General features: G+C 67.3%; 18 protein-coding genes. 16 read left to right on the top strand and 2 right to left on the bottom strand.

Going from position 1 to position 18,234, the window contains the following annotated elements; all coding sequences use genetic code 11:
- On the bottom strand, window positions 1-512 hold a 512-nt coding region (locus K1Y73_RS17725; protein ID WP_225029639.1), incomplete at its 3' end, for an ROK family protein.
- A 117-nt stretch (window positions 513-629) separates the two neighbouring features.
- Here K1Y73_RS17725 and pyrF point away from each other — a divergent pair.
- From pyrF to K1Y73_RS17700, 5 genes are all read left to right on the top strand, one after another.
- On the top strand, window positions 630-1,334 hold the full coding sequence (gene pyrF, locus K1Y73_RS17720) for an orotidine-5'-phosphate decarboxylase (RefSeq protein ID WP_225029638.1): 705 nt from the start codon (window positions 630-632) through the stop codon (window positions 1,332-1,334).
- A gap of 95 nt (window positions 1,335-1,429) precedes the next feature.
- Window positions 1,430-1,975: a sigma-70 family RNA polymerase sigma factor gene (locus K1Y73_RS17715; protein WP_225029637.1), complete on the top strand. Its 546-nt coding sequence runs from the start codon at window positions 1,430-1,432 to the stop codon at window positions 1,973-1,975.
- Window positions 1,972-2,601, top strand: a complete 630-nt coding sequence (locus tag K1Y73_RS17710) for an NrsF family protein (RefSeq protein WP_225029636.1) — start codon at window positions 1,972-1,974, stop codon at window positions 2,599-2,601. Before K1Y73_RS17715 ends, K1Y73_RS17710 begins: the two co-directional genes overlap by 4 nt.
- A gap of 88 nt (window positions 2,602-2,689) precedes the next feature.
- Window positions 2,690-3,859 (top strand): Gfo/Idh/MocA family protein, encoded by a 1,170-nt coding sequence (locus K1Y73_RS17705; protein WP_225029635.1) that lies wholly within the window; start codon window positions 2,690-2,692, stop codon window positions 3,857-3,859.
- A gap of 33 nt (window positions 3,860-3,892) precedes the next feature.
- Entirely contained in the window at window positions 3,893-4,948 is a 1,056-nt protein-coding gene (locus K1Y73_RS17700; RefSeq protein WP_225029634.1) for a sugar phosphate isomerase/epimerase family protein, read from the top strand.
- A gap of 7 nt (window positions 4,949-4,955) precedes the next feature.
- Here K1Y73_RS17700 and K1Y73_RS17695 read toward each other — a convergent pair whose 3' ends face one another.
- Window positions 4,956-5,615 (bottom strand): TetR/AcrR family transcriptional regulator, encoded by a 660-nt coding sequence (locus K1Y73_RS17695; RefSeq protein WP_225029633.1) that lies wholly within the window; start codon window positions 5,613-5,615, stop codon window positions 4,956-4,958.
- A 130-nt stretch (window positions 5,616-5,745) separates the two neighbouring features.
- On the opposite strand from K1Y73_RS17695, the gene K1Y73_RS17690 reads away from it, so the two are divergent.
- The 11 genes from K1Y73_RS17690 to K1Y73_RS17640 form a co-directional block, all read left to right on the top strand.
- Window positions 5,746-7,092, top strand: a complete 1,347-nt coding sequence (locus K1Y73_RS17690; protein WP_225029632.1) for an aspartate aminotransferase family protein — start codon at window positions 5,746-5,748, stop codon at window positions 7,090-7,092.
- The gene (locus K1Y73_RS17685) at window positions 7,089-8,705 is read left to right on the top strand and encodes a phytoene desaturase family protein (RefSeq protein WP_225029631.1); all 1,617 of its coding nucleotides are present in this window, start codon (window positions 7,089-7,091) and stop codon (window positions 8,703-8,705) included. The genes K1Y73_RS17690 and K1Y73_RS17685 overlap by 4 nt, the downstream gene beginning before the upstream one ends.
- Window positions 8,686-10,212: a phytoene desaturase family protein gene (locus K1Y73_RS17680; RefSeq protein WP_225029630.1), complete on the top strand. Its 1,527-nt coding sequence runs from the start codon at window positions 8,686-8,688 to the stop codon at window positions 10,210-10,212. Before K1Y73_RS17685 ends, K1Y73_RS17680 begins: the two co-directional genes overlap by 20 nt.
- Window positions 10,209-11,393 carry an aminomethyltransferase family protein gene (locus tag K1Y73_RS17675; RefSeq protein ID WP_225029629.1) on the top strand — a complete coding sequence of 395 codons (1,185 nt, stop codon included), beginning with the start codon at window positions 10,209-10,211 and terminating at the stop codon, window positions 11,391-11,393. The genes K1Y73_RS17680 and K1Y73_RS17675 overlap by 4 nt, the downstream gene beginning before the upstream one ends.
- Window positions 11,393-12,526, top strand: a complete 1,134-nt coding sequence (locus K1Y73_RS17670; RefSeq protein WP_225029628.1) for an aromatic ring-hydroxylating oxygenase subunit alpha — start codon at window positions 11,393-11,395, stop codon at window positions 12,524-12,526. The genes K1Y73_RS17675 and K1Y73_RS17670 overlap by 1 nt, the downstream gene beginning before the upstream one ends.
- Entirely contained in the window at window positions 12,523-13,746 is a 1,224-nt protein-coding gene (locus K1Y73_RS17665; protein WP_225029627.1) for an aromatic ring-hydroxylating oxygenase subunit alpha, read from the top strand. The genes K1Y73_RS17670 and K1Y73_RS17665 overlap by 4 nt, the downstream gene beginning before the upstream one ends.
- 35 nt (window positions 13,747-13,781) lie before the next feature.
- Window positions 13,782-14,897: a polyamine ABC transporter substrate-binding protein gene (locus tag K1Y73_RS17660; protein WP_225029626.1), complete on the top strand. Its 1,116-nt coding sequence runs from the start codon at window positions 13,782-13,784 to the stop codon at window positions 14,895-14,897.
- 90 nt (window positions 14,898-14,987) lie between these two features.
- On the top strand, window positions 14,988-16,082 hold the full coding sequence (locus K1Y73_RS17655; RefSeq protein ID WP_225029625.1) for an ABC transporter ATP-binding protein: 1,095 nt from the start codon (window positions 14,988-14,990) through the stop codon (window positions 16,080-16,082).
- A 76-nt stretch (window positions 16,083-16,158) separates the two neighbouring features.
- A complete protein-coding gene (locus K1Y73_RS17650; RefSeq protein WP_225029624.1) occupies window positions 16,159-17,085 on the top strand; it encodes an ABC transporter permease in 927 nt (308 codons plus the stop codon).
- Window positions 17,082-17,921 carry an ABC transporter permease subunit gene (locus tag K1Y73_RS17645; protein ID WP_225029623.1) on the top strand — a complete coding sequence of 280 codons (840 nt, stop codon included), beginning with the start codon at window positions 17,082-17,084 and terminating at the stop codon, window positions 17,919-17,921. The genes K1Y73_RS17650 and K1Y73_RS17645 overlap by 4 nt, the downstream gene beginning before the upstream one ends.
- On the top strand, window positions 17,918-18,234 hold a 317-nt coding region (locus K1Y73_RS17640; RefSeq protein ID WP_225029622.1), incomplete at its 3' end, for a hypothetical protein. The genes K1Y73_RS17645 and K1Y73_RS17640, both read left to right, overlap by 4 nt.

Below are 18,234 nucleotides of genomic sequence, written 5' to 3'. Positions count from 1 at the left end.
ACGCAGCCGACCTGGCCGCAGCCGCAGGCCAGCGCATGCGGGCCCCGGATCACCGGCCCATGCCCCCATTCGCCGGCAAAGCCGCCCGCGCCCTGCACCAGCCTGCCGCCCAGCACCAGCCCGCCGCCGACCCCGGTGCCCAGGATCACCCCAAAGACATTGTCCTGCCCGCGCCCGGCGCCAAAGCGCGCCTCGGCCAGGGCAAAGCAATCGGCATCGTTCAGCACGATCACCGGCAGCCCCAGCCGCGGCCCCAGAAGATCGGCCAGCGCAAGCCCGTCGATCGCCGGAATATTTGCCACCTTGCCGCGCCCGGTGGCTGGATCGACCACGCCCGCGATGGAAATCGCCACGCCCCGCAACCGCCGCCCGGCGGCAAAGCCCGCAATCGCATGGGCAAAGGCCGCCTCGTCGCGCGCCGGCGTCGGGGTTTCGCCCAGGGGCACCAGATGCTGGCCGTCGAACAGCCCCGCCTTGATGCGGCTTCCGCCGATGTCGAATGCCAGGATCATCGCGTTACGCCCTCCGCCCGGCCAATCCAGCCGAAACCGGCGCGCTTGTCAAAGCCGCGCTGGACAGGCCTTGCGCGCGCGCCTATGACGCGCCGAACCGCTGGAAAGGGGCTGCCGATGGATGACCGTCTGATCGTTGCGCTGGACGTTCCGAACGTTGTGCAGGGGCTGGACCTTGTGCTGCAGCTGGGCGATGCGGTCAGCTTCTACAAGATCGGCCTTGGCATGTTGACCGGCGGCGGCCTGGCCCTGGCCAATGAGCTGAAGCAGGAACAGGGCAAGCGCGTCTTCCTGGACATGAAGCTTTTCGACATCGGCGCCACGATCGAATCCGCGGTGCGCGGCATTGCCGCCTATGAGCTGGACTTCCTGACCGTGCAGGGCGACCCGCAGGTGGTGCGCGCCGCCATGGAAGGCAAGCGCGGCGGGCCGACCCAGATCCTGGCGGTGACCGTCCTAACCTCGCTCGACCGGGCCGATCTGGACCAGAACATGATCCGCGCCGGCGATCTGTCGGAAATCACCCTGGAACGCGCCGCCCGCGCGTTTGAGGCCGGGGCGGATGGCGTGATCACCTCGCCCAATGAGGCCGCGGCGATCCGCGCCCTGCCGCAGGCCGCGGGCAAGCTGATCGTGACGCCGGGGGTGCGGCCGATGGGCAGCGCCAAGGGCGACCAGAAGCGCGTGGCGACGCCGGCCGAGGCGATCAAGGCCGGGGCCAATCACATCGTGGTCGGCCGCCCGGTCTGGGCGGCACAGGATCCGGTCGCCGCCGCCCGCGCCATCGTGGCCGAACTGCCGCATCCGCTGCGCGCCGCCTGAGGGCTGCGCCCGCGGCTTCTTGCCGTCAGGCCTGTCGCTTTCCCGCCGGGCGCGGTGTAACACTGCGCGGGTCTGCCGCGTATAGGCCTGTGGAAATGACCGGAACGGATGGTGACTGGGCAGCGCTTCTGCGGGCGGCCCTGGCTGGCGACAGCCGGGCCTATCGCGATTTCCTGTCCGCCGTGACCCCGGTGATCCGGGGCATCGTCCGCGCCCGCGGCTTTGCGCTGGGCGAGGCGGAAGGCGAGGATGTGGTGCAAGAGGTGTTGCTGGCCATCCACAGCAAGCGGCAGACCTGGCGGCCCGATGCGCCGGTCCGGCCCTGGCTTTACGCGATCGCGCGGCACAAGGTGGTGGATGCCTTCCGCGCCCGGCGCCATGCGCTGGCCCTGCCGATCGAGGATTTCGCCGAGATCCTGCCCGCCGAACCCACAGCCGACCCGACCGAGCGCGGCGATATCGAGAAGATGATCGGCCTTCTGGATCCGCGCGCTGCCGATCTGGTGCGGCTGATCGGGCTGGAAGGCGCCACAACGGCCGAAGCGGGCGCGAAGCTGTCGATGTCCGAAGGGGCGGTGCGCGTGGCGCTGCATCGGGCGTTCCGGGCGCTGGCGCGGCTGCGCGAAAGGCATGTCGAATGAAGACCGAGGATCTGATCCGCGCCCTGGCCGCCGACAGCCTGGCCGAACCCGAACCGGGCCGCTGGGTGCTGCCGCTGGTTCTGCCCGCCGTTCTGGTCTCGCTGGCGGGCGTGCTGCTGGTGTTGGGTGCCCGCCCCGATCTGGCGCAGGCTATGGTCAGCTTCGTGCCGGTGATGCGCCCGGTCCTGTCGCTGGCGCTGTTCGGCCTGGCCCTGTCGGCGGCGCTGCAACTGGCCCGGCCCGAGGGGCGCGCGGCGCTTTGGCCGCTGGCCGGCGTGGCGGCGGCGGCGCTGGGGCTGCTGCTTTGGGCCTATCTCACCACCCCGGCCGAGGCGCGGATGACGGCGCTGATGGGCCGCACCAGCAATATCTGCCTGATCGCCATTCCCATCCTGTCGGCCCTGCCGACGGCGGCGCTGTTTGCCGCCCTGCGCGGCGGGGCCAGCACCCGCCCCGCGCTGTCGGGCGCGCTGATCGGGCTGGCCGGCGGCGGGGCGGGGGCGGCGGTCTATGCGATCCACTGCACCGAATCGAGCCCGCTGTTCTACGTCACCTGGTACGGGCTTGCCGTGCTGGCCGTCGCGCTGGTCTCGGCGCTGCTCGGCCCGCGTCTCTTGCGGTGGTAGCGCAAACTTCGCGCTGGACCGGCGGGCTTGGCCCCCTCTAACATGCCAAGCCAGGGGGGCGCAGACCCGCCGGAATCGGGAGGAGAGAATGGCCATCACAGCCGCGCATGTCGCGCGCGCGCCGCGCATTCGCCTTGGCATGGTCGGCGGCGGCCGCGATGCCTTTATCGGCGCCGTCCATCGCATCGCCGCCCGCCTGGATGACCAGTATGAGCTGGTGGCGGGCTGCTTTTCGTCAACAGCCGAGAAATCCCTGGCCTCGGCCGCCGATCTGGGCGTGCCGCGGGCCTATGCCAGCTTCGCCGAGATGGCGCAGAAAGAGGCGCGGCGGAAAGACGGGATCGAGGCGGTGGCGATCGTCACGCCCAATCACATGCATGCGCCGGTCGCGATGCAGTTCCTGAAGCGCGGCATCCATGTGATCTGCGACAAGCCGCTGACCGCCACCCTGCCCGAGGCCAAGCGGCTGGCCAAGGCGGCCCAGGCCTCGGGCGTGATCTTCGCCCTGACCCATAATTACACCGGCTATCCGATGGTGCGGCAGGCCCGCGCCATGGTTCAGGCCGGCGATCTGGGCGAGATCCGGGTGGTGCAGGTCGAGTATCCGCAGGATTGGCTGGCCGAGCCGGTCGAGGCCACGGGCAGCAAGCAGGCCGATTGGCGCACCGATCCGGCGCGCTCGGGCGCGGGCGGCAGCACGGGCGACATCGGCACCCATGCCTTCAACCTGGCGGGTTTCGTGACCGGGCTGGAACTGGACGAGCTGGCCGCCGATCTGCAGGCCTTCGTGCCGGGCCGGCGGGTCGATGACAATGCCCATGTGATGCTGCGCTACAAGGGCGGCGCGCGGGGCATGCTGTGGTGCAGCCAGGTGGCGACGGGGCATGAAAATTCCCTGCGCCTGCGGGTCTATGGCACCAAGGCCGGGATCGAATGGGCGCAGGAAGACCCGAATTACCTGTGGGTCACGCCGCTGGGCCAGCCGAAGCGGCTGATCACCCGGAACGGCGCCGGCGCCGGCCCCGAAGCGGGCCGCGTCAGCCGCGTGCCGCCCGGCCATCCGGAAGGCTATCTGGAAGGTTTCGCCAATATCTATGCCGAAGCGGCGCGGGCGATTCTGGCCGCGCGCGACGGGAAGGCCCCCGATGCGGCGGTGCTGTTCCCGGGGCTGAAGGAAGGGGTCGAGGGCGTGGCCTTCGTCGATGCCTGCGTGCGCTCGTCATCGCGCAATGGCGCCTGGGTCAAGCCGGCACTCTGACGCTCGACAAGCCCCGCCATCAGGGAGGATGGAATGCAGACGATCAAGGGCCCCGCGCTGTTCCTGGCGCAATTCGCGGGCGATGCCGCCCCGTTCAATTCCTGGAAATCCATCACCCGATGGGCCGCCGATTGCGGTTACAAGGGCGTGCAGATCCCGTCCTGGGACGGGCGGCTGTTCGATCTGGAAAAGGCCGCCACCTCGAAGGACTATTGCGACGAGGTGAAAGGCGTCGCTGCCGAAAGCGGCCTTGCCGTGACCGAGTTGTCCACCCATCTTCAGGGCCAGTTGGTCGCCGTTCACCCCGCCTATGACACGGCCTTTGACGGTTTCGCCGCCCCTTCGGTGCGCGGCAATCCGAAAGCGCGCCAGGAATGGGCGGTGGATCAGGTGAAAAAGGCGCTGACCGCCTCGAAGAACCTCGGGCTTTCCGCGCATGCCACTTTCTCGGGCGCGCTGGCCTGGCCCTATGTCTATCCCTGGCCGCAACGCCCCGCCGGGCTGATCGAGGAGGCTTTCGACGAACTGGCCCGGCGCTGGACCCCGATCCTGAACCATGCCGAAGACTGCGGCATCGATGTCTGCTACGAGATCCATCCCGGCGAAGACCTGCATGACGGCGTCAGCTATGAGATGTTCCTGGAACGGACCGGCAATCATGCCCGGGCCTGCATGCTGTATGACCCCAGCCATTATGTGCTGCAGCATCTGGATTATCTGCAGAACATCGACATCTATCACCAGCGCATCCGCATGTTCCACGTCAAGGATGCCGAGTTGAACCCGACCGGGCGGCAGGGCGTCTATGGCGGCTACCAGTCCTGGGTCGACCGGGCCGGGCGGTTCCGGTCGCTGGGCGACGGGCAGGTGGATTTCGGCGGGGTGTTCTCCAAGCTGACGCAATACGGCTTTGACGGCTGGGCCGTGGTCGAATGGGAATGCTGCCTGAAACACCCCGAGGACGGGGCGCGGGAAGGCGCCGATTTCGTGCGCGCCCATCTGATCCGGGTGACCGAAAAGGCCTTTGACGATTTCGCCGATGCCGGCACCGACCGCGCCGCCAACCGGCGGATGCTGGGGCTCGATTAGCGCCGGTTCAGGCCGCGATCAGACCCTGGGCGGTGAAATGCCGGGGGAAGAAGGCGGCGGTGCAGGTCATCACCGTCGCCAGCGCTTCCTCCGGCGGATAGGGCGCCTGCAGCGTCATCATGTCCAGCCAGACGCCTTCGGTCGTCACCCGCAGCACCCGGGCGCTGCGCACCGGATCGCCCGAATAGCCATGTTCGGCATTCATCCGGGCGCACAGCTCTTCGAGGCGACGGTTGTATTCCTCGTCATTCGAGCCGCATTTCTCTTGATAAAGCGGCCGCCCCTGCGCCTCGCCCCAGAAGGCGCACCAGGCCGACAGCCGGCCGGGCGTGCACAATTCAGGCCGGAAATCGGCGGCCAGCATGGCATAAAGCTGCTCGGGCGCCGAAGGCCCCGCCGCCTCGACCGCCTGCGTCCAGTTCAGCCGGTATTCCTCGGCCAGATACAGCAGCGTCTCGACCAGCAGCTTGTCCTTGGTCTCGAAGTGGAAATTCACCAACCCATGCGACAGGCCTGCCGTCCGCGCCACCTCGCTTAGCGTGGTGCGCGAATAGCCCTGGCGCGCGATGGTTTCGATCGTCGCCTCGATCAGCTGCAGACGGCGGGCATCGCGCGGCAGTTTGCGCGGCGGCGCCTCGGCGGGCTTCTGACTTTCCACGTCGGACATCATTCCCCCCTGGATCCCGGGCTCTCTGCATACACGAATCGCCGGGCCTGGCCAGCGGCTGCATTCTGATTGACAGTTCAGTCAGAATAATGCGAGGCTGAATCATCCTTCAGCAACCTATGGCCCCGGCATGATTCCCGCCCCGCAGCGCGACCTGTCGAAATCAAACGCGCAGTTCCGCAAGGCGGTGCAGCGCCTGCCGCTCGGCGTCGCCTCGACCTTCCGCTACTGGGGCGATGAGCGGACGATCTATGTCCATCACGGCAAGGGCGGGCGGACCTGGGATATCGACGGCAATGCCTATGTCGATTACCGGCTGGGCTACGGCCCGGCGATCCTGGGTTATGCCGATGACAGGGTGGATGCGGCGGCGCGCCGGGGGATGGAGGTCGGCGGCGTCTTCGCCCTGTCGACCGAGCGCGAGCTTTCGGTGGCCGAGCGCGTGGCCAAGATGGTGCCGGCGGCCGAGCTGGTGCGCTTTTCCAATTCCGGAACCGAGGCGGTGATGGCCGCCCTGCGCCTGGCCCGCGCCTATACCGGGCGCGAAAGCTATCTGCTGGTCGAGGGCGGCTATCACGGGCTGTTCGACGCGGCGATGTGGATGGCCGATATCGACGGCTGGGACGCGCGGTCGAACCGCGACCCCGAAGTGGTGCCCTATGGCCAGGGCATCCCGGAAACCGTCAAGCAACTCGCCCATCTGGTGCCGATGAACGACATGCAGCGGCTAGAGGATACGTTCCGCCGCCACGGCGACCGGCTTGCCGCCATGCTGATCGAGCCGATTCAGGGCAATTGCTGCGGGATCGCGGCGCGGGCCGATTATGTGCGGCTGGCCCGCAATCTGTGCGACCGATACGGCGTGTTGCTGATCATCGACGAGGTGAAAACCGGCTTCCGCGTCGGCCGCGGCGGCATTCAGGGCATCCTGGGCGTCAAGCCCGACCTGACCACCTTCGCCAAGGCCGTGGCCAACGGCTACCCGATCGCCCTGGTCGCCGGGCGCGCCGAGGTGATGCGCTGCTTCCGCCCGGGCGGCGCCAGCCATGGCGGCACCTATACCGCCCATTCGGTTTCCCTTGCCGCGGCCGAGGAATGCCTGCGGATCCTGGATGAAACCCCGGCGCTTGCGACGCTGGCCTTCTATGGCGCCCGGCTGAAGCGGGGGATTTCCGGCATCCTGAACGCCCGCGGCATCACGCATTCCTATGCCGGCCATGATTCGATGTTCGGCCTGTTCTTCGCGCCCGAACCGCCCGACAATTACCGCGCCTGGAAGACCAGCGATTACAGCTTTTACGACCAGATGGCCTGGTATCTGCACGATCTGGGCGTGATCGTCGAACCCGACAGCCGCGAGCCCTGGTTCATGTGCGAGGCGCATGGGCTGGACGAGACCTGCCTCACCGACACGCTGCGCGCGGTCGAACGGGCCGTCGACCTGACCCTGCAACACATGGAAGACGCCGCCGAATGATCTATGATGCGGTCATCCTGGGCGCCGGACATAACGGGCTGGTCACCGCCTGCTACCTGGCCCGCGCCGGGCTGAGCGTCTGCGTGGTGGAAAAGAACGGCTGGATCGGCGGCGCCGCCGTTTCGCGCGAACTGACCCCGGGCTTCACCTATTCCAACTGTTCCTATGTCTCGTCGCTGTTCCGGCCCGAGATCATGCGCGATCTGGAATTGCCGAAGCACGGGCTGCAGATCCTGCCCTATGAAGGCGGCGCAGTCTTCATGGAGAATGGCGACACGCTGGGCATGTTCCGCGACCATGACGCAAACCGCCGCGAATTCGCCCGCCACAGCCCCCGTGATGCCGAAGCCTATGACATCTACGCCCGCGACGTGCTGCGGCATTGCCGCTTCATCCGGCCGATGCTGCTGCGCACCCCGCCCGACCCGGCCCGGTTCCGCCCGCGCGATCTGGCGGAACTGGCCTGGCTGGGCCGGCAGCTGACCGGGCAAAGCGAAAGACAGATCGCCGAGATGATCCGGTTCTGGACCATGTCGATCTCGGACTATCTGGACCACTATTTCGAAAGCCCGGTGATCAAGGCCTATCTGGCGGTTTCCGCCATCATCGGCACGGCGCTGGGTCCGATGTCGCCCGGATCGGCCTATGTGCTGCTGCATCATTATATGGGCGATGTGGATGGCAATATCGGCGCCTGGGGTTTTGCCCGGGGCGGCATGGGGGCGATCACCGCCGCACTTGCGGCCTCGCTGCGGGCGGCGGGCGGCGAGATCCGGGTTTCCGCGGGCGTCGAGACGATTCTGGTGCAGAATGGCCGCGCCGTGGGTGCGACCCTGTCGAATGGCGATGAGGTCCGGGCCCAGCGGGTGATTTCCAACATGGATGTCAAGCGCACCATGCTGACCCATGTGGCCGAGGCCGAATTGCCGGCCGACTACCTCGCCTCGGTGAAGAAGTTCAAGACCCGCGGCTCCTCGGGCAAGCTGAACATCGCGCTGGATGCCGCTCCGGTCTTCCCGGCCCTTCCCGAAGGTTCGCCCGCGCTGAAGGGCGATCTGCATTTCACCGATTCGATCGAGCGGATGGAACGCGCCTATGACGACTGGAAATCCGGCCATTTCTCGGCCGACCCGTTCCAGGACGTGATGATCCCCACGATGATCGACCCGACCATGGCGCCGCCGGGCAAGCATTTCATGTCCTGCTTCGTGCAATATGCGCCCCCGAAGATCGAAGGCCGCGACTGGACCGATGCCGACCGCGACGCCTTCGGACAGACCTGCCTTGACCAGATCGAACGCCACGCGCCCGGCTTCAAGGACCGGGTGCTGCATGTCGAGATCCGCACCCCGCGCGAGCTGGAGGCCGAAGTCGGCCTGACCGAAGGCAATATCTTCCAGGGGGAACTGACCTTCGATCAGTTGCTCTTCAACCGCCCGGTGCCCGGCTATGCGCAATACCGCACCCCGATCCGCGACCTGTGGATCTGCGGCGCCTCGACCCATCCGGGCGGCGGCGTCATGGGCGCGCCGGGCCGCAATGCCGCGGCCGAGATCCTGCGCGACATGCGGCTTGCGCCGAAGGACATGAGCGATGCCTATGCCGTCCTGTGATGTGCTTGTCATCGGCGGCGGGCTGAACGGACTGGCCTGCGCCACGCGGCTGGCACAGACCGGCCGCAAGGTGACGCTGGTCGAGGCCGAGCCCGAAACCGGCGGCGCCACCCGGGCTCTGCCCGATCTGGCCAAGGGGGTTAAGGCGCCGGCGCTGGCGCATCTTCTGTGGCATCTTGACCCGCGGGTCGAGAAGGCCATGACGCTGGACCGCCACGGCCTGGCCTGGGCGGCGCGCGACATCGCGACCACCGTCCTGTCGCCCCTGGGCCCGCTGACGGTGACGGGCGCCCAAACCTCGGGGCCCGATGCCATGGCCTGGAACAGGCTCTATTCCCGCCTGACGCGCATGGCGGAACGGCTGGAGCCCTTCCGCCGGATGGCCCCGCCGCGATTGGGTGGCGGCAATGACTGGCTGGCCCTGGCCCGCCATGCCCTGGGCCTGCGCCTGCTGGGCGCCAGGGAATTCCGCGACCTGCTGCGGCTTGTGCTGATCAACGCCCATGACGTGGCAACGGATGAGCTGACCGACCCGCGCCTGCGTGCGCTTCTGTGTTTCGACGCCACGCTGGGCGCCTGGGCCAGCCCGCGCAATCCGAACACGCTGATCCTCTGGCTTGACCGGCTGGCGGGGCAGGTGGCGGGGCGAAAACAGTCTCTATCCTTGCCAAAAGGCGGGCTTCCGGCCCTGGCCGCCGCCATGACCGCCGCCGCCCGCGCGGCCGGGGTCACGATCCGCACCGGCGCGCGCGTGGCCCGGATCGACATCGCCGCCGACCGCGCCGATGGCGTGACGCTGCAGACCGGCGAGATGCTGTCGGCCCGCATCGTCGTGTCGGCCATCGGGCCCAAGCCCACGCTGCTGAACCTGGTCGGCGCCCGGCATCTGGATGCGGGGCTTGTCACAAGGCTGCGCCATCAGAAGGCGCGCGGGGCGACGGCGAAGCTGCATCTGGCCCTGTCCGCGGCACCGGATTTCGGCACCGACCTGCGCGCGCGGCTGCTGATCGCGCCGGATGAACAGGCGGTCGATCTGGCCTTCAACCCGGTGAAATACGGCGAGACGCCGGCGGCCCCGGTGATGGAGCTGCTTCTGTCCTCGGCCTTCGAACCCGGGCATGCGCCCGAGGGGCAGCATGTCCTTTCGGCCAATGTGCAATTCGCTCCACATGCGCCGAAAGATGCTTTTTCGGCGAAAACCAGCCTGCTCGCCGCGGCCATGGCGCAGCTGGAACGCGCCGCGCCGGGGATCGGCGCGCTGGTCACCGCAAGCGATTTCCTGATGCCGCAAGACATTGAGGCGCGCTTCGGCATGGCGGGCGGCAGCTGGCATCATGGCGATCTGTCGGTCGAGCAGATGCTGTTCCTGCGGCCTTTGCCGGAACTGTCGCGCTATGCCACGCCGGTTGCCGGGCTTTGGCTGACCGGCGCCGGCACCCATCCGGGCGGTCTGTCCGGTGCGGCGGGCTGGAACGCCGCCGAAGCGATCGAAAGGGCCGGCGCATGACAGCGACCTCGCTTCACCGGCAGCCGCTGGCCGAAACCCCGTTTCACCCGCGCACATCCGCGCTGAACCGGCTGCACAATTGGGGCGCCTGGGCCGGCTATCGGACCGCGGGCTGCTATGGCGACACGGTGATGGAGCATACGGCGATCCGCAACGCGGCCTCGCTTTATGACATCACCCCCATGATCAAATACCGGATCACCGGCCCCGATGCGGCGGCCTATCTTGACCGGCTGACGGTCAGAAACGTCTCTAACCTGGCGGAAAAGGCGGTTCACTATACGGCCTGGACGGATGATGCCGGGCAGATGATGGATGACGGCACCCTGTTTCGACTGGGTCCGCAGGACTTTCGCCTGTGCTGCCAGGAACGCCATTTGCCCTGGCTGCGGGACTCGGCCTGGGGGTTCGACGTGGTCATCGCGGACGAGACGGAATCCGTGGCGGCGTTGGCCCTGCAGGGCCCGACCTCGGCCGCGGTGCTGCGGGCCTGTGGCTTTGACATCGACGGGCTGAAGCCCTTCCGCATGGCCGAATTCGCCTTTGCAGAGACGAATCTGCTGATCTCGCGCACCGGGTTCACCGGCGATCTGGGCTATGAACTGTGGATCCCGCCCGCCCAGGCGCTGGCGCTGTGGGATCATCTGATGATGCAGGGCGCGCCCTTCGGGTTGATGCCGGTGGGCAGCGATGCGGTGATGCTGGCCCGCACCGAGGCCGGCTTCCTGACCGCAAACCTGGATTTCATCCCCGCCCAGCAGGCCCTGCGCGAAGATCGCAGCCGCAGCCCGCTGGAACTGGGGCTCGGCTGGATGGTCGATTGGAACAAGGGGCCTTTCACCGGCCGGCGGGCGCTGCTGGCCGAACGCGAGACGGGCGGGCGCTGGGCGCTGGTCGGGCTGGACATTCCGGGCAATGTCTCGGCCGAGGGGGCGATTCTGTATCACCGCAAGACAGCCGAGGCCGGGTTCATCACCGCCGCCTGCTGGTCGCCCACCCTGAAGCGCAACTTAGCCCTTGCCCAGGTTCAGGCGCGCCATGCCGATTGCCGCGATCTCTGGGTGGAAATCTACGCCCTGCGCGAGCTGCAATATGTCAAGCTGATGCTGCCGGTCCGCGCCACGCCGCGCCCCTTCTTCGCGCCCGAGCGCCGCCGGGCAACCCCGCCGCCGGCCTTCTGATGGCACATCCCGACAGCCCCCGCCTGACCCATTGCCCGCCCGGCCTGCCGCAACGGGCCTATCTGGCGCAGGACTGGTTCGACCGCGAACTGGCCACGGTGTTTGCGCGGCACTGGGTGGCGGTCGGCCGGCTGGACGATTTCGCCCCCGGCACGGCGCGCAGCGTGACGGTGGGTGCAGCCCCGGTGGTGGTGACGCGCAGCGCCAAGGGCGATCTGGCCGCCTTTCACAATGCCTGCCGCCATCGCGGGTCCGAGCTGTGCGCGCCCGGCCAGACCCGGCAGATCGGCCGGCTTCTGACCTGCCCCTATCACGCATGGGCCTATGACGCGGCGACGGGGCGCCTGGTCGCAACCGCGCATGCCAGGCCCACGCCGGATTTCCGGGCCGAAGATCACGCGCTTCTGCCGGTGCAAAGCCGCCTCTGGGGCGGGTTCGTCTTTCTGAACCTGTCGCCCAGCCCGCCCGAGCTTGGCGCGGATGTGCCGCTTTCCACGCTGGACAACTGGCCGATGGACAGCCTGATCCGCGGCCATCGCTGGGAGGTGCAGATCGCCTGCAACTGGAAGGTCTTCTGGGAGAATTACTCGGAATGCCTGCACTGCCCGGGCATCCACCCGGAGCTGTGCGACATGGTGCCGGTCTATGCGACGGGGCTGATGAGCGCGCAGGAGGCCGCCGGATGGACGCCCGATCAGCCGCAGGCCCCGGCGCTGAAGCCCGGCGCCGAAACCTGGACGGCAAGCGGCGCGCCCTGCGGGCCGGTCTTTCCCGGGCTGACGCCGGCCGAACGGCAGGCCGGCTACACATTCGTCACGCTTTGGCCCAGCGCCTATGTCGTCGCCCATGTCGATTACCTGCGCTGCGTGCGGCTGCAGCCGCTGACGCCGACCTCCACCCGCCTGATTGCCGAGTGGTATTTCCCCGCCGAGACGCTGGCTCAGCCCGGCTTCGACGCCGCCGCCGTCGCGGCTTTCGCCAGGCGGGTGATGGAACAGGATGGCGCAGCTTCCGAGATGAACCAGCGCGGCATCGGCGCGCCCGGCTTCGTCCAGGGCCGGCTGATGCCCGAAGAATATGAGATCCACCGGTTCCACCGATGGCTGCTGACCGAGATGGAGGCCCTGCCATGACCCGACCGCTGACCGACCTGTCCCTTCCGGTCCCCGCCAAATGGGACCGATCCGGCCTGCCGGCCTGGACCTATGATTCCAAAGCGCTTTTCGCGCTGGAACGCGCGCAGGTCTTCCTGTCGCATTGGCAGGTGGCGGGCCACGAAAGCGACATTCCCAATCCGGGCGACTGGCTGACCTTCGATCTTCTGGGCGAGCGCGCGCTGGTGGTGCGCGGGCAGGATGGCGTGCCGCGGGCCTTCCTGAACCTGTGCCGCCATCGCGGGGCGCGGGTGGTGGATGGCACCGCGGGCACATGCCGCGGCGCGCTGATCTGTCCGTTTCACGGCTGGGTCTACAATCTTGACGGATCCCTGCGCGGCGCGGCGCGGCCCGAAACCTTCGACAAGGGGTTCGACCGGGCGCAGTTCGGCCTGAAGCCGGTCGAGATGCAGATCTTCGCGGGCTTCCTGTTCCTGCGCTTTCGCCCCGGGCCCCAGCCCGATGTGGCCGATCTTCTGGCCCCCTATGCGGCCGATTTTGCCGCGAACCGGGCCGAGACGCTGGTTCCGGCACAGACGGCAAGCTGGACGACCGAATTGCCGGTGAACTGGAAATCGGTGCGCGACGTCGACAATGAAGGCTATCACGTCGCGCTGGCCCACCCCGCCCTGCAGGATCTGTATGGCCGCGACTATCGCGACATCTACCTGCCCGGGGGCCTGCATGTCAGCTATGGCATCTTCGGCGACCGGCCGGGGCGGCGCTGGTCGGTGCGGCAATACATTCAGCATACGCCCGAGCAGCCACATCTGCCGCCGCATCTGAAACGGAACTGGGCCTATTACGGCCTGTTCCCCAATACGGTCTTCGCCTTCACCCCCGAAGGCGCGCAATATTACCATGACCTGCCGATCGAGCCCAGCCGCACCCTGCTGACCGGCCGGCAATACCGCTATCCGAACGAGACGCGGCAGATGCGGCTTGCGCGCTATCTGGCGACACGGATCGACCGCGAAACCTCGGCCGAGGATCAGCAGCTGTCGATCTGGTCGAACGAATCGATGCTGTCGGAAGGGTTCGAGGGCTTTCACCTGTCGGATCTGGAATATGGGCTGCGCCGCCATCACGATCAACTGCGCCGCCTGCTGCCGGTCACGACGCGCGCCGAGCCGCCGCCCGAAGACGAAATGCAGCGGCTGAATGATGAATTGATTTGCCAGTCAAAATCCCCCGCCTAACCTGATCAAAAATCAAGACCAACAGGGAGACGACAATGACACTGACCCGCCGCCGGACATTGACTGCCCTGGGCTCTGGCCTGATCGCACCGCTTGCCGCGCCTTTCGTGCGCCCGTCCTGGGCGCAGGGGGGATCGGTCAATGTCTACAACTGGTCCGATTACATCGGCGAGACGACGCTGGCCGATTTCGAATCGGAAACCGGCATCGCCGTGGTCTATGACCTTTATGCCAGCGCCGAAGAGGCGCAGGCCAAGATGCTGGTCGGCGGTACCGGCTATGACGTGGTGCTGCATGCCGGCATGTCGCTGCCGCAATTCGTCAAGGCCGGAGTGTTCCAGAAGCTCGACAAGGCGAAACTGCCGGGCTGGGGCAATCTGGACCCCGAGATCCTGAAGATCGTCGAGGGCTACGATCCCGGCAATGCCTATGGCGTGCCCTATATGTGGGGCTCGGTCGGGATGACCTACAATCTCGACATGGTGAAAGACCGGCTTCCCGATGCCGATCTGGAAAGCCTTGATACGCTGATGCTGCCCGAGAACGCCGAGAAGCTGGCCGATTGCGGGATCTCGGTTCTGGATAGTCCGACCGATTCCGGCTTCATGGTGATGAAATGGCTGGGGATTGATACCAACACGGCCGGCCCCGCGGATTATGCCAGGATGGCCGAGGCCATGGCGAAGATCCGGCCCTATATCGCCACCTTCGACAATGCGAATTACCTGACCACGCTGCCCAACCAGGAATTGTGCGTGGCAAACACTTGGTCGGGCGATTACGGCGTTGCCAAGACCCGCGCGGCCGAGGCGGGCATCGCGCTGAACCTGGCCTATCACGTGCCGAAAACCGGCGCGCCGGCCTGGTTCGACCTTTGGGCCATGCCCGCGGACGCGCCCAATGTCGAGAATGCCTATGCCTTCATCGACTATCTGCTGCGCCCCGAGGTGATCGCCGCCTGCAGCAATTTCACCGGCTATGCCAATGCCAACAAGGCCGCGACACCGCTGGTCGACGAGGCGATCCGCACCGATCCCGCGGTCTATCCCGACGCGGTCACCCTGGCGCGGCTTTATACGCCCCAGCCACAGACCGAAGACCAGGAGCGCGATCTGAACCGCGCCTGGCAGGCGATCAAGACCGGCGGCTGATCGGCCATGCCCGCCGCGCCCCACCCCGCGCCGCCCGCACCTGCTTCGGCCCCCTCCGCCCAGGCGCCCTCCGCACTGGCCCCCTCCGCAATGGCCCGCCCCTTCATCCGCATCGAGGGCGTCTCGAAACGCTTCGGCAGTTTCCAGGCGGTGCGCGATGTCGATCTGACCATCGGCGAAGGCGAGATCTTCGCCCTTCTGGGCGGATCGGGCTGTGGCAAGACCACGCTGCTGCGCATGCTGGCGGGGTTCGAAGACCCCAGCGCGGGGCGCATCTTCATCGACGGGCAGGACATGACCGGCGTCCCCCCCTGGGAACGTCCGGTCCATATGATGTTCCAAAGCTACGCGATCTTTCCGCATATGAGCGTGGAACGGAACATCGCCTACGGGCTGAAGCACGAGAGGATGTCCGCCGCCCAGCGCGCCGACCGGGTGCGCGAAATGCTGGATCTGGTCCAGCTTGCACCCTTTGCCCAGCGCAAGCCGCATCAGATTTCCGGCGGCCAGCGCCAGCGCGTTGCGCTGGCCCGGGCGCTGGCACGGCAGCCGAAGCTGCTGCTTCTGGACGAACCCCTGGCCGCACTGGACAAGAAGCTGCGCGAACAGACCCAGTTCGAGCTGATGTCGATCCAAAGCCGCACCGGCGTGACCTTCATCGTGGTCACCCATGACCAGGAAGAGGCGATGACGCTGGCCGACCGCATCGCCGTGATGGACCGCGGCCAGGTCCGGCAGGTCGGCTCGCCCACCGAGATCTACGAATATCCGAACAGCCGCTTCGTCGCCGGCTTCATCGGCGCGATCTCGACCTTCGCCGCGCGCGTCGTGCGCCTGACCGGCGAGATCGCCGAAGTCGACATTCCCGCCATGGACGGCACCTTCGCCGCCCGCAGCGTGCCGGGCCTGGTCGAGGGTCAAAGCGTCACCCTGGCCCTGCGCCCCGAGAAGATCTCGATCGCCAAGACCTGCCCCGCGGCGGTGAATGTCGTCGAAGGCCAGGTCAAGGATCTGGCCTATTTCGGCAAGGACAGCCTCTATCGCGTCACCCTGCCCGGCGGCGATCTGATCTCGGTCCATGCCGTCAACGCGCGCCGCGCCGATGAAGGCGGCCGACCGGCCGATTGGGATGACCGGGTCTGGCTGTCGTTCGAACCCGGTTCCGCCATCCTGCTGACGGATTGAAGATGCCGCCGCCCCTCCTTCATCTGTCCTTCAATATCCCCGGGGTCCGGGGACAAAGCGCCTTGTGGTGCCGCCGATGACCGCGCTGGCCCAATGGTTCCACCGCCGCGGCTGGCGCGATCTGATCATCGGCATTCCCTATGCCTGGCTGATCCTGTTCTTCCTGCTGCCCTTCCTGATCGTCGTCGCGATGAGCCTGGCCACCCGCACCCCGACGGCGCCCCCCTTCGGCTATGGCGGCGACAATCCCCTGATCAATCCGGCCGGCTATGCGCGGCTGTTCACCGACAGCCTCTATCTGCGCGCCTTCCTGACCTCGCTGATCAATGCCGGCGTCGCCACCGTTCTGTGCCTGCTTCTGGGCTATCCAATGGCGCTTGCGCTGACGCGCGTGTCGAAAAGCTGGCGCACCATCCTGCTGATGCTGGTGATCCTGCCGTTCTGGACCTCGTTCCTGCTGCGGGTCTATGCCTGGATGGGGCTGATGGGCCGCAATTCCTGGTTCAACGGGCTGCTGACCGATCTGTGGAATCTGATCACGCCCCAGGCCTGGGCGCTGCAGTCGATCCCGATGATGAACACGAATTTCGCCGTCGTGCTGGTCATGGTCTATACCTACCTGCCCTTCATGATCCTGCCGCTTTACGCCAATCTCGAACGGCTGGACCCGGCGCTGGACGAAGCGGCGATGGATCTGGGCTCGCGCCCCTTTCAGGTCTTTCGCGACGTGACCCTGCCGCAGTCGATTCCCGGCATCATCGCCGGCGGGCTTCTGGTCTTCATTCCCGCCGCGGGCGAACTGGTGATCCCCTCGCTGGTCGGCGATGCCGCGGCGCCGATGATCGGGCGGATCATCTCGGACGAATTCGCCCAGGCGCGTGACTGGCCCATGGCCTCGACCGTCGCGGTGGCGCTGCTGGTGCTGATGGTGGGGCCGACGATGATCTACAGCCGCTTCCAGGCCAGGGCCGAGGGCGCCGAGACCGATGGGGCCAAACCATGACCCGCCGGCCCGTCTTCCTGATCACCGTCCTGTGCTTCGGCTTTGCCTTCTTCTACATCCCGATCCTGTCGATGGTGGTCTACAGCTTCAACGGCTCGCGGCTGGCGACGGTCTGGGGCGGTTTCTCGACCAAATGGTATGTCTCGCTGTTTTCCAACCGGCAGGTTGGCGCGGCGCTGCTGCTGTCGCTGCAGATCGCGCTGATCTCGGCCACGATGGCCACGATCCTGGGCGCCATGGCCGGCATCGCGCTGGCCCGCTTCCGCCGCTTTCGCGGCCGCACGCTGTTTTCCGGCCTGGTCACCGCCCCCCTGATCATGCCAGAGGTGATCACCGGCATCTCGTCGCTGATGTTCTTCATCCTGATGGCGCAATGGGTGGGCTGGCCCGGCCAGCGCGGCTTCACCACGATCACGCTGGCGCATATCACCTTTTCCATGGTCTTCGTCACGACCGTCGTGCATGCGCGCATGCTGCAGATGGACCGCGCGATCGAGGAAGCCGCGATGGATCTGGGCGCGCGGCCCTGGCAGGTGCTGCGCGATGTGACCCTGCCGGTGATCTCGCCCGCGCTGCTGTCGGGCTGGCTGCTGGCCTTCACCATTTCGCTGGATGATGTGGTGATCACCAGCTTCACCACCGGCCCCGGGGCGACCACCCTGCCGCTGCTGATCTGGTCGAAGGTCAAGCTGGGGGTGACCCCCGACATCAACGCTTTGGCAAGCCTGATCGTGCTGACTGTGGGGGTCTGCGTCGCACTGGCCGGTCTGGTGATGAACCGCGCCGAAAAGCGCCGGCTGGCCGAGGAACGGCTGGCTTACCGGAGCAATGAATGACGGCTGCCCTGTCTCGCCACCTGCTGACTGCACCGCATGGCAGCCCCGGCTCGGCCCGCGCCCGCTATGCCGCGGCCATGGCGCTTTATGCCGAAGGCGCGCTCGGCCCCGCGGCGCTTGAGGCCTATCGCGAGGCCTCGGCCTTCGACAGCCTGGACCCGGCCCAGGTTCTGGCCGATCGCGGCCTGGCCACGCCCCCGGCGCAGCCCCTGCCGCCCGCAGCGCTGCTGCACGGCCTTCTGGCCGAGGCCGACCGGCTGTTGGCCGCCACGCAGGGCGCGGGCCTTGCCGAGACGCGGGCGGGCCTTGCCCC

Source organism: Xinfangfangia pollutisoli (assembly GCF_020179405.1).
In the GTDB taxonomy this organism is placed as follows: domain Bacteria; phylum Pseudomonadota; class Alphaproteobacteria; order Rhodobacterales; family Rhodobacteraceae; genus Pseudogemmobacter; species Pseudogemmobacter pollutisoli.
The sequence above is the reverse complement of the archived record's forward strand: the minus strand, read 5'-3'. Positions and strand labels throughout refer to the sequence as shown.

Bases quoted from the DNA above. Each gene is read 5' to 3' on its own strand.
- pyrF (WP_225029638.1), top strand. From the start codon at position 630: ATGGATGACCGTCTGATCGTTGCGCTGGACGTTCCGAACGTTGTGCAG.
- K1Y73_RS17715 (WP_225029637.1), top strand. From the start codon at position 1,430: ATGACCGGAACGGATGGTGACTGGGCAGCGCTTCTGCGGGCGGCCCTG.
- K1Y73_RS17710 (WP_225029636.1), top strand. From the start codon at position 1,972: ATGAAGACCGAGGATCTGATCCGCGCCCTGGCCGCCGACAGCCTGGCC.
- K1Y73_RS17705 (WP_225029635.1), top strand. From the start codon at position 2,690: ATGGCCATCACAGCCGCGCATGTCGCGCGCGCGCCGCGCATTCGCCTT.
- K1Y73_RS17700 (WP_225029634.1), top strand. From the start codon at position 3,893: ATGCAGACGATCAAGGGCCCCGCGCTGTTCCTGGCGCAATTCGCGGGC.
- K1Y73_RS17695 (WP_225029633.1), bottom strand. From the start codon at position 5,615: ATGTCCGACGTGGAAAGTCAGAAGCCCGCCGAGGCGCCGCCGCGCAAA.
- K1Y73_RS17690 (WP_225029632.1), top strand. From the start codon at position 5,746: ATGATTCCCGCCCCGCAGCGCGACCTGTCGAAATCAAACGCGCAGTTC.
- K1Y73_RS17685 (WP_225029631.1), top strand. From the start codon at position 7,089: ATGATCTATGATGCGGTCATCCTGGGCGCCGGACATAACGGGCTGGTC.
- K1Y73_RS17680 (WP_225029630.1), top strand. From the start codon at position 8,686: ATGCCTATGCCGTCCTGTGATGTGCTTGTCATCGGCGGCGGGCTGAAC.
- K1Y73_RS17675 (WP_225029629.1), top strand. From the start codon at position 10,209: ATGACAGCGACCTCGCTTCACCGGCAGCCGCTGGCCGAAACCCCGTTT.
- K1Y73_RS17670 (WP_225029628.1), top strand. From the start codon at position 11,393: ATGGCACATCCCGACAGCCCCCGCCTGACCCATTGCCCGCCCGGCCTG.
- K1Y73_RS17665 (WP_225029627.1), top strand. From the start codon at position 12,523: ATGACCCGACCGCTGACCGACCTGTCCCTTCCGGTCCCCGCCAAATGG.
- K1Y73_RS17660 (WP_225029626.1), top strand. From the start codon at position 13,782: ATGACACTGACCCGCCGCCGGACATTGACTGCCCTGGGCTCTGGCCTG.
- K1Y73_RS17655 (WP_225029625.1), top strand. From the start codon at position 14,988: ATGGCCCGCCCCTTCATCCGCATCGAGGGCGTCTCGAAACGCTTCGGC.
- K1Y73_RS17650 (WP_225029624.1), top strand. From the start codon at position 16,159: ATGACCGCGCTGGCCCAATGGTTCCACCGCCGCGGCTGGCGCGATCTG.
- K1Y73_RS17645 (WP_225029623.1), top strand. From the start codon at position 17,082: ATGACCCGCCGGCCCGTCTTCCTGATCACCGTCCTGTGCTTCGGCTTT.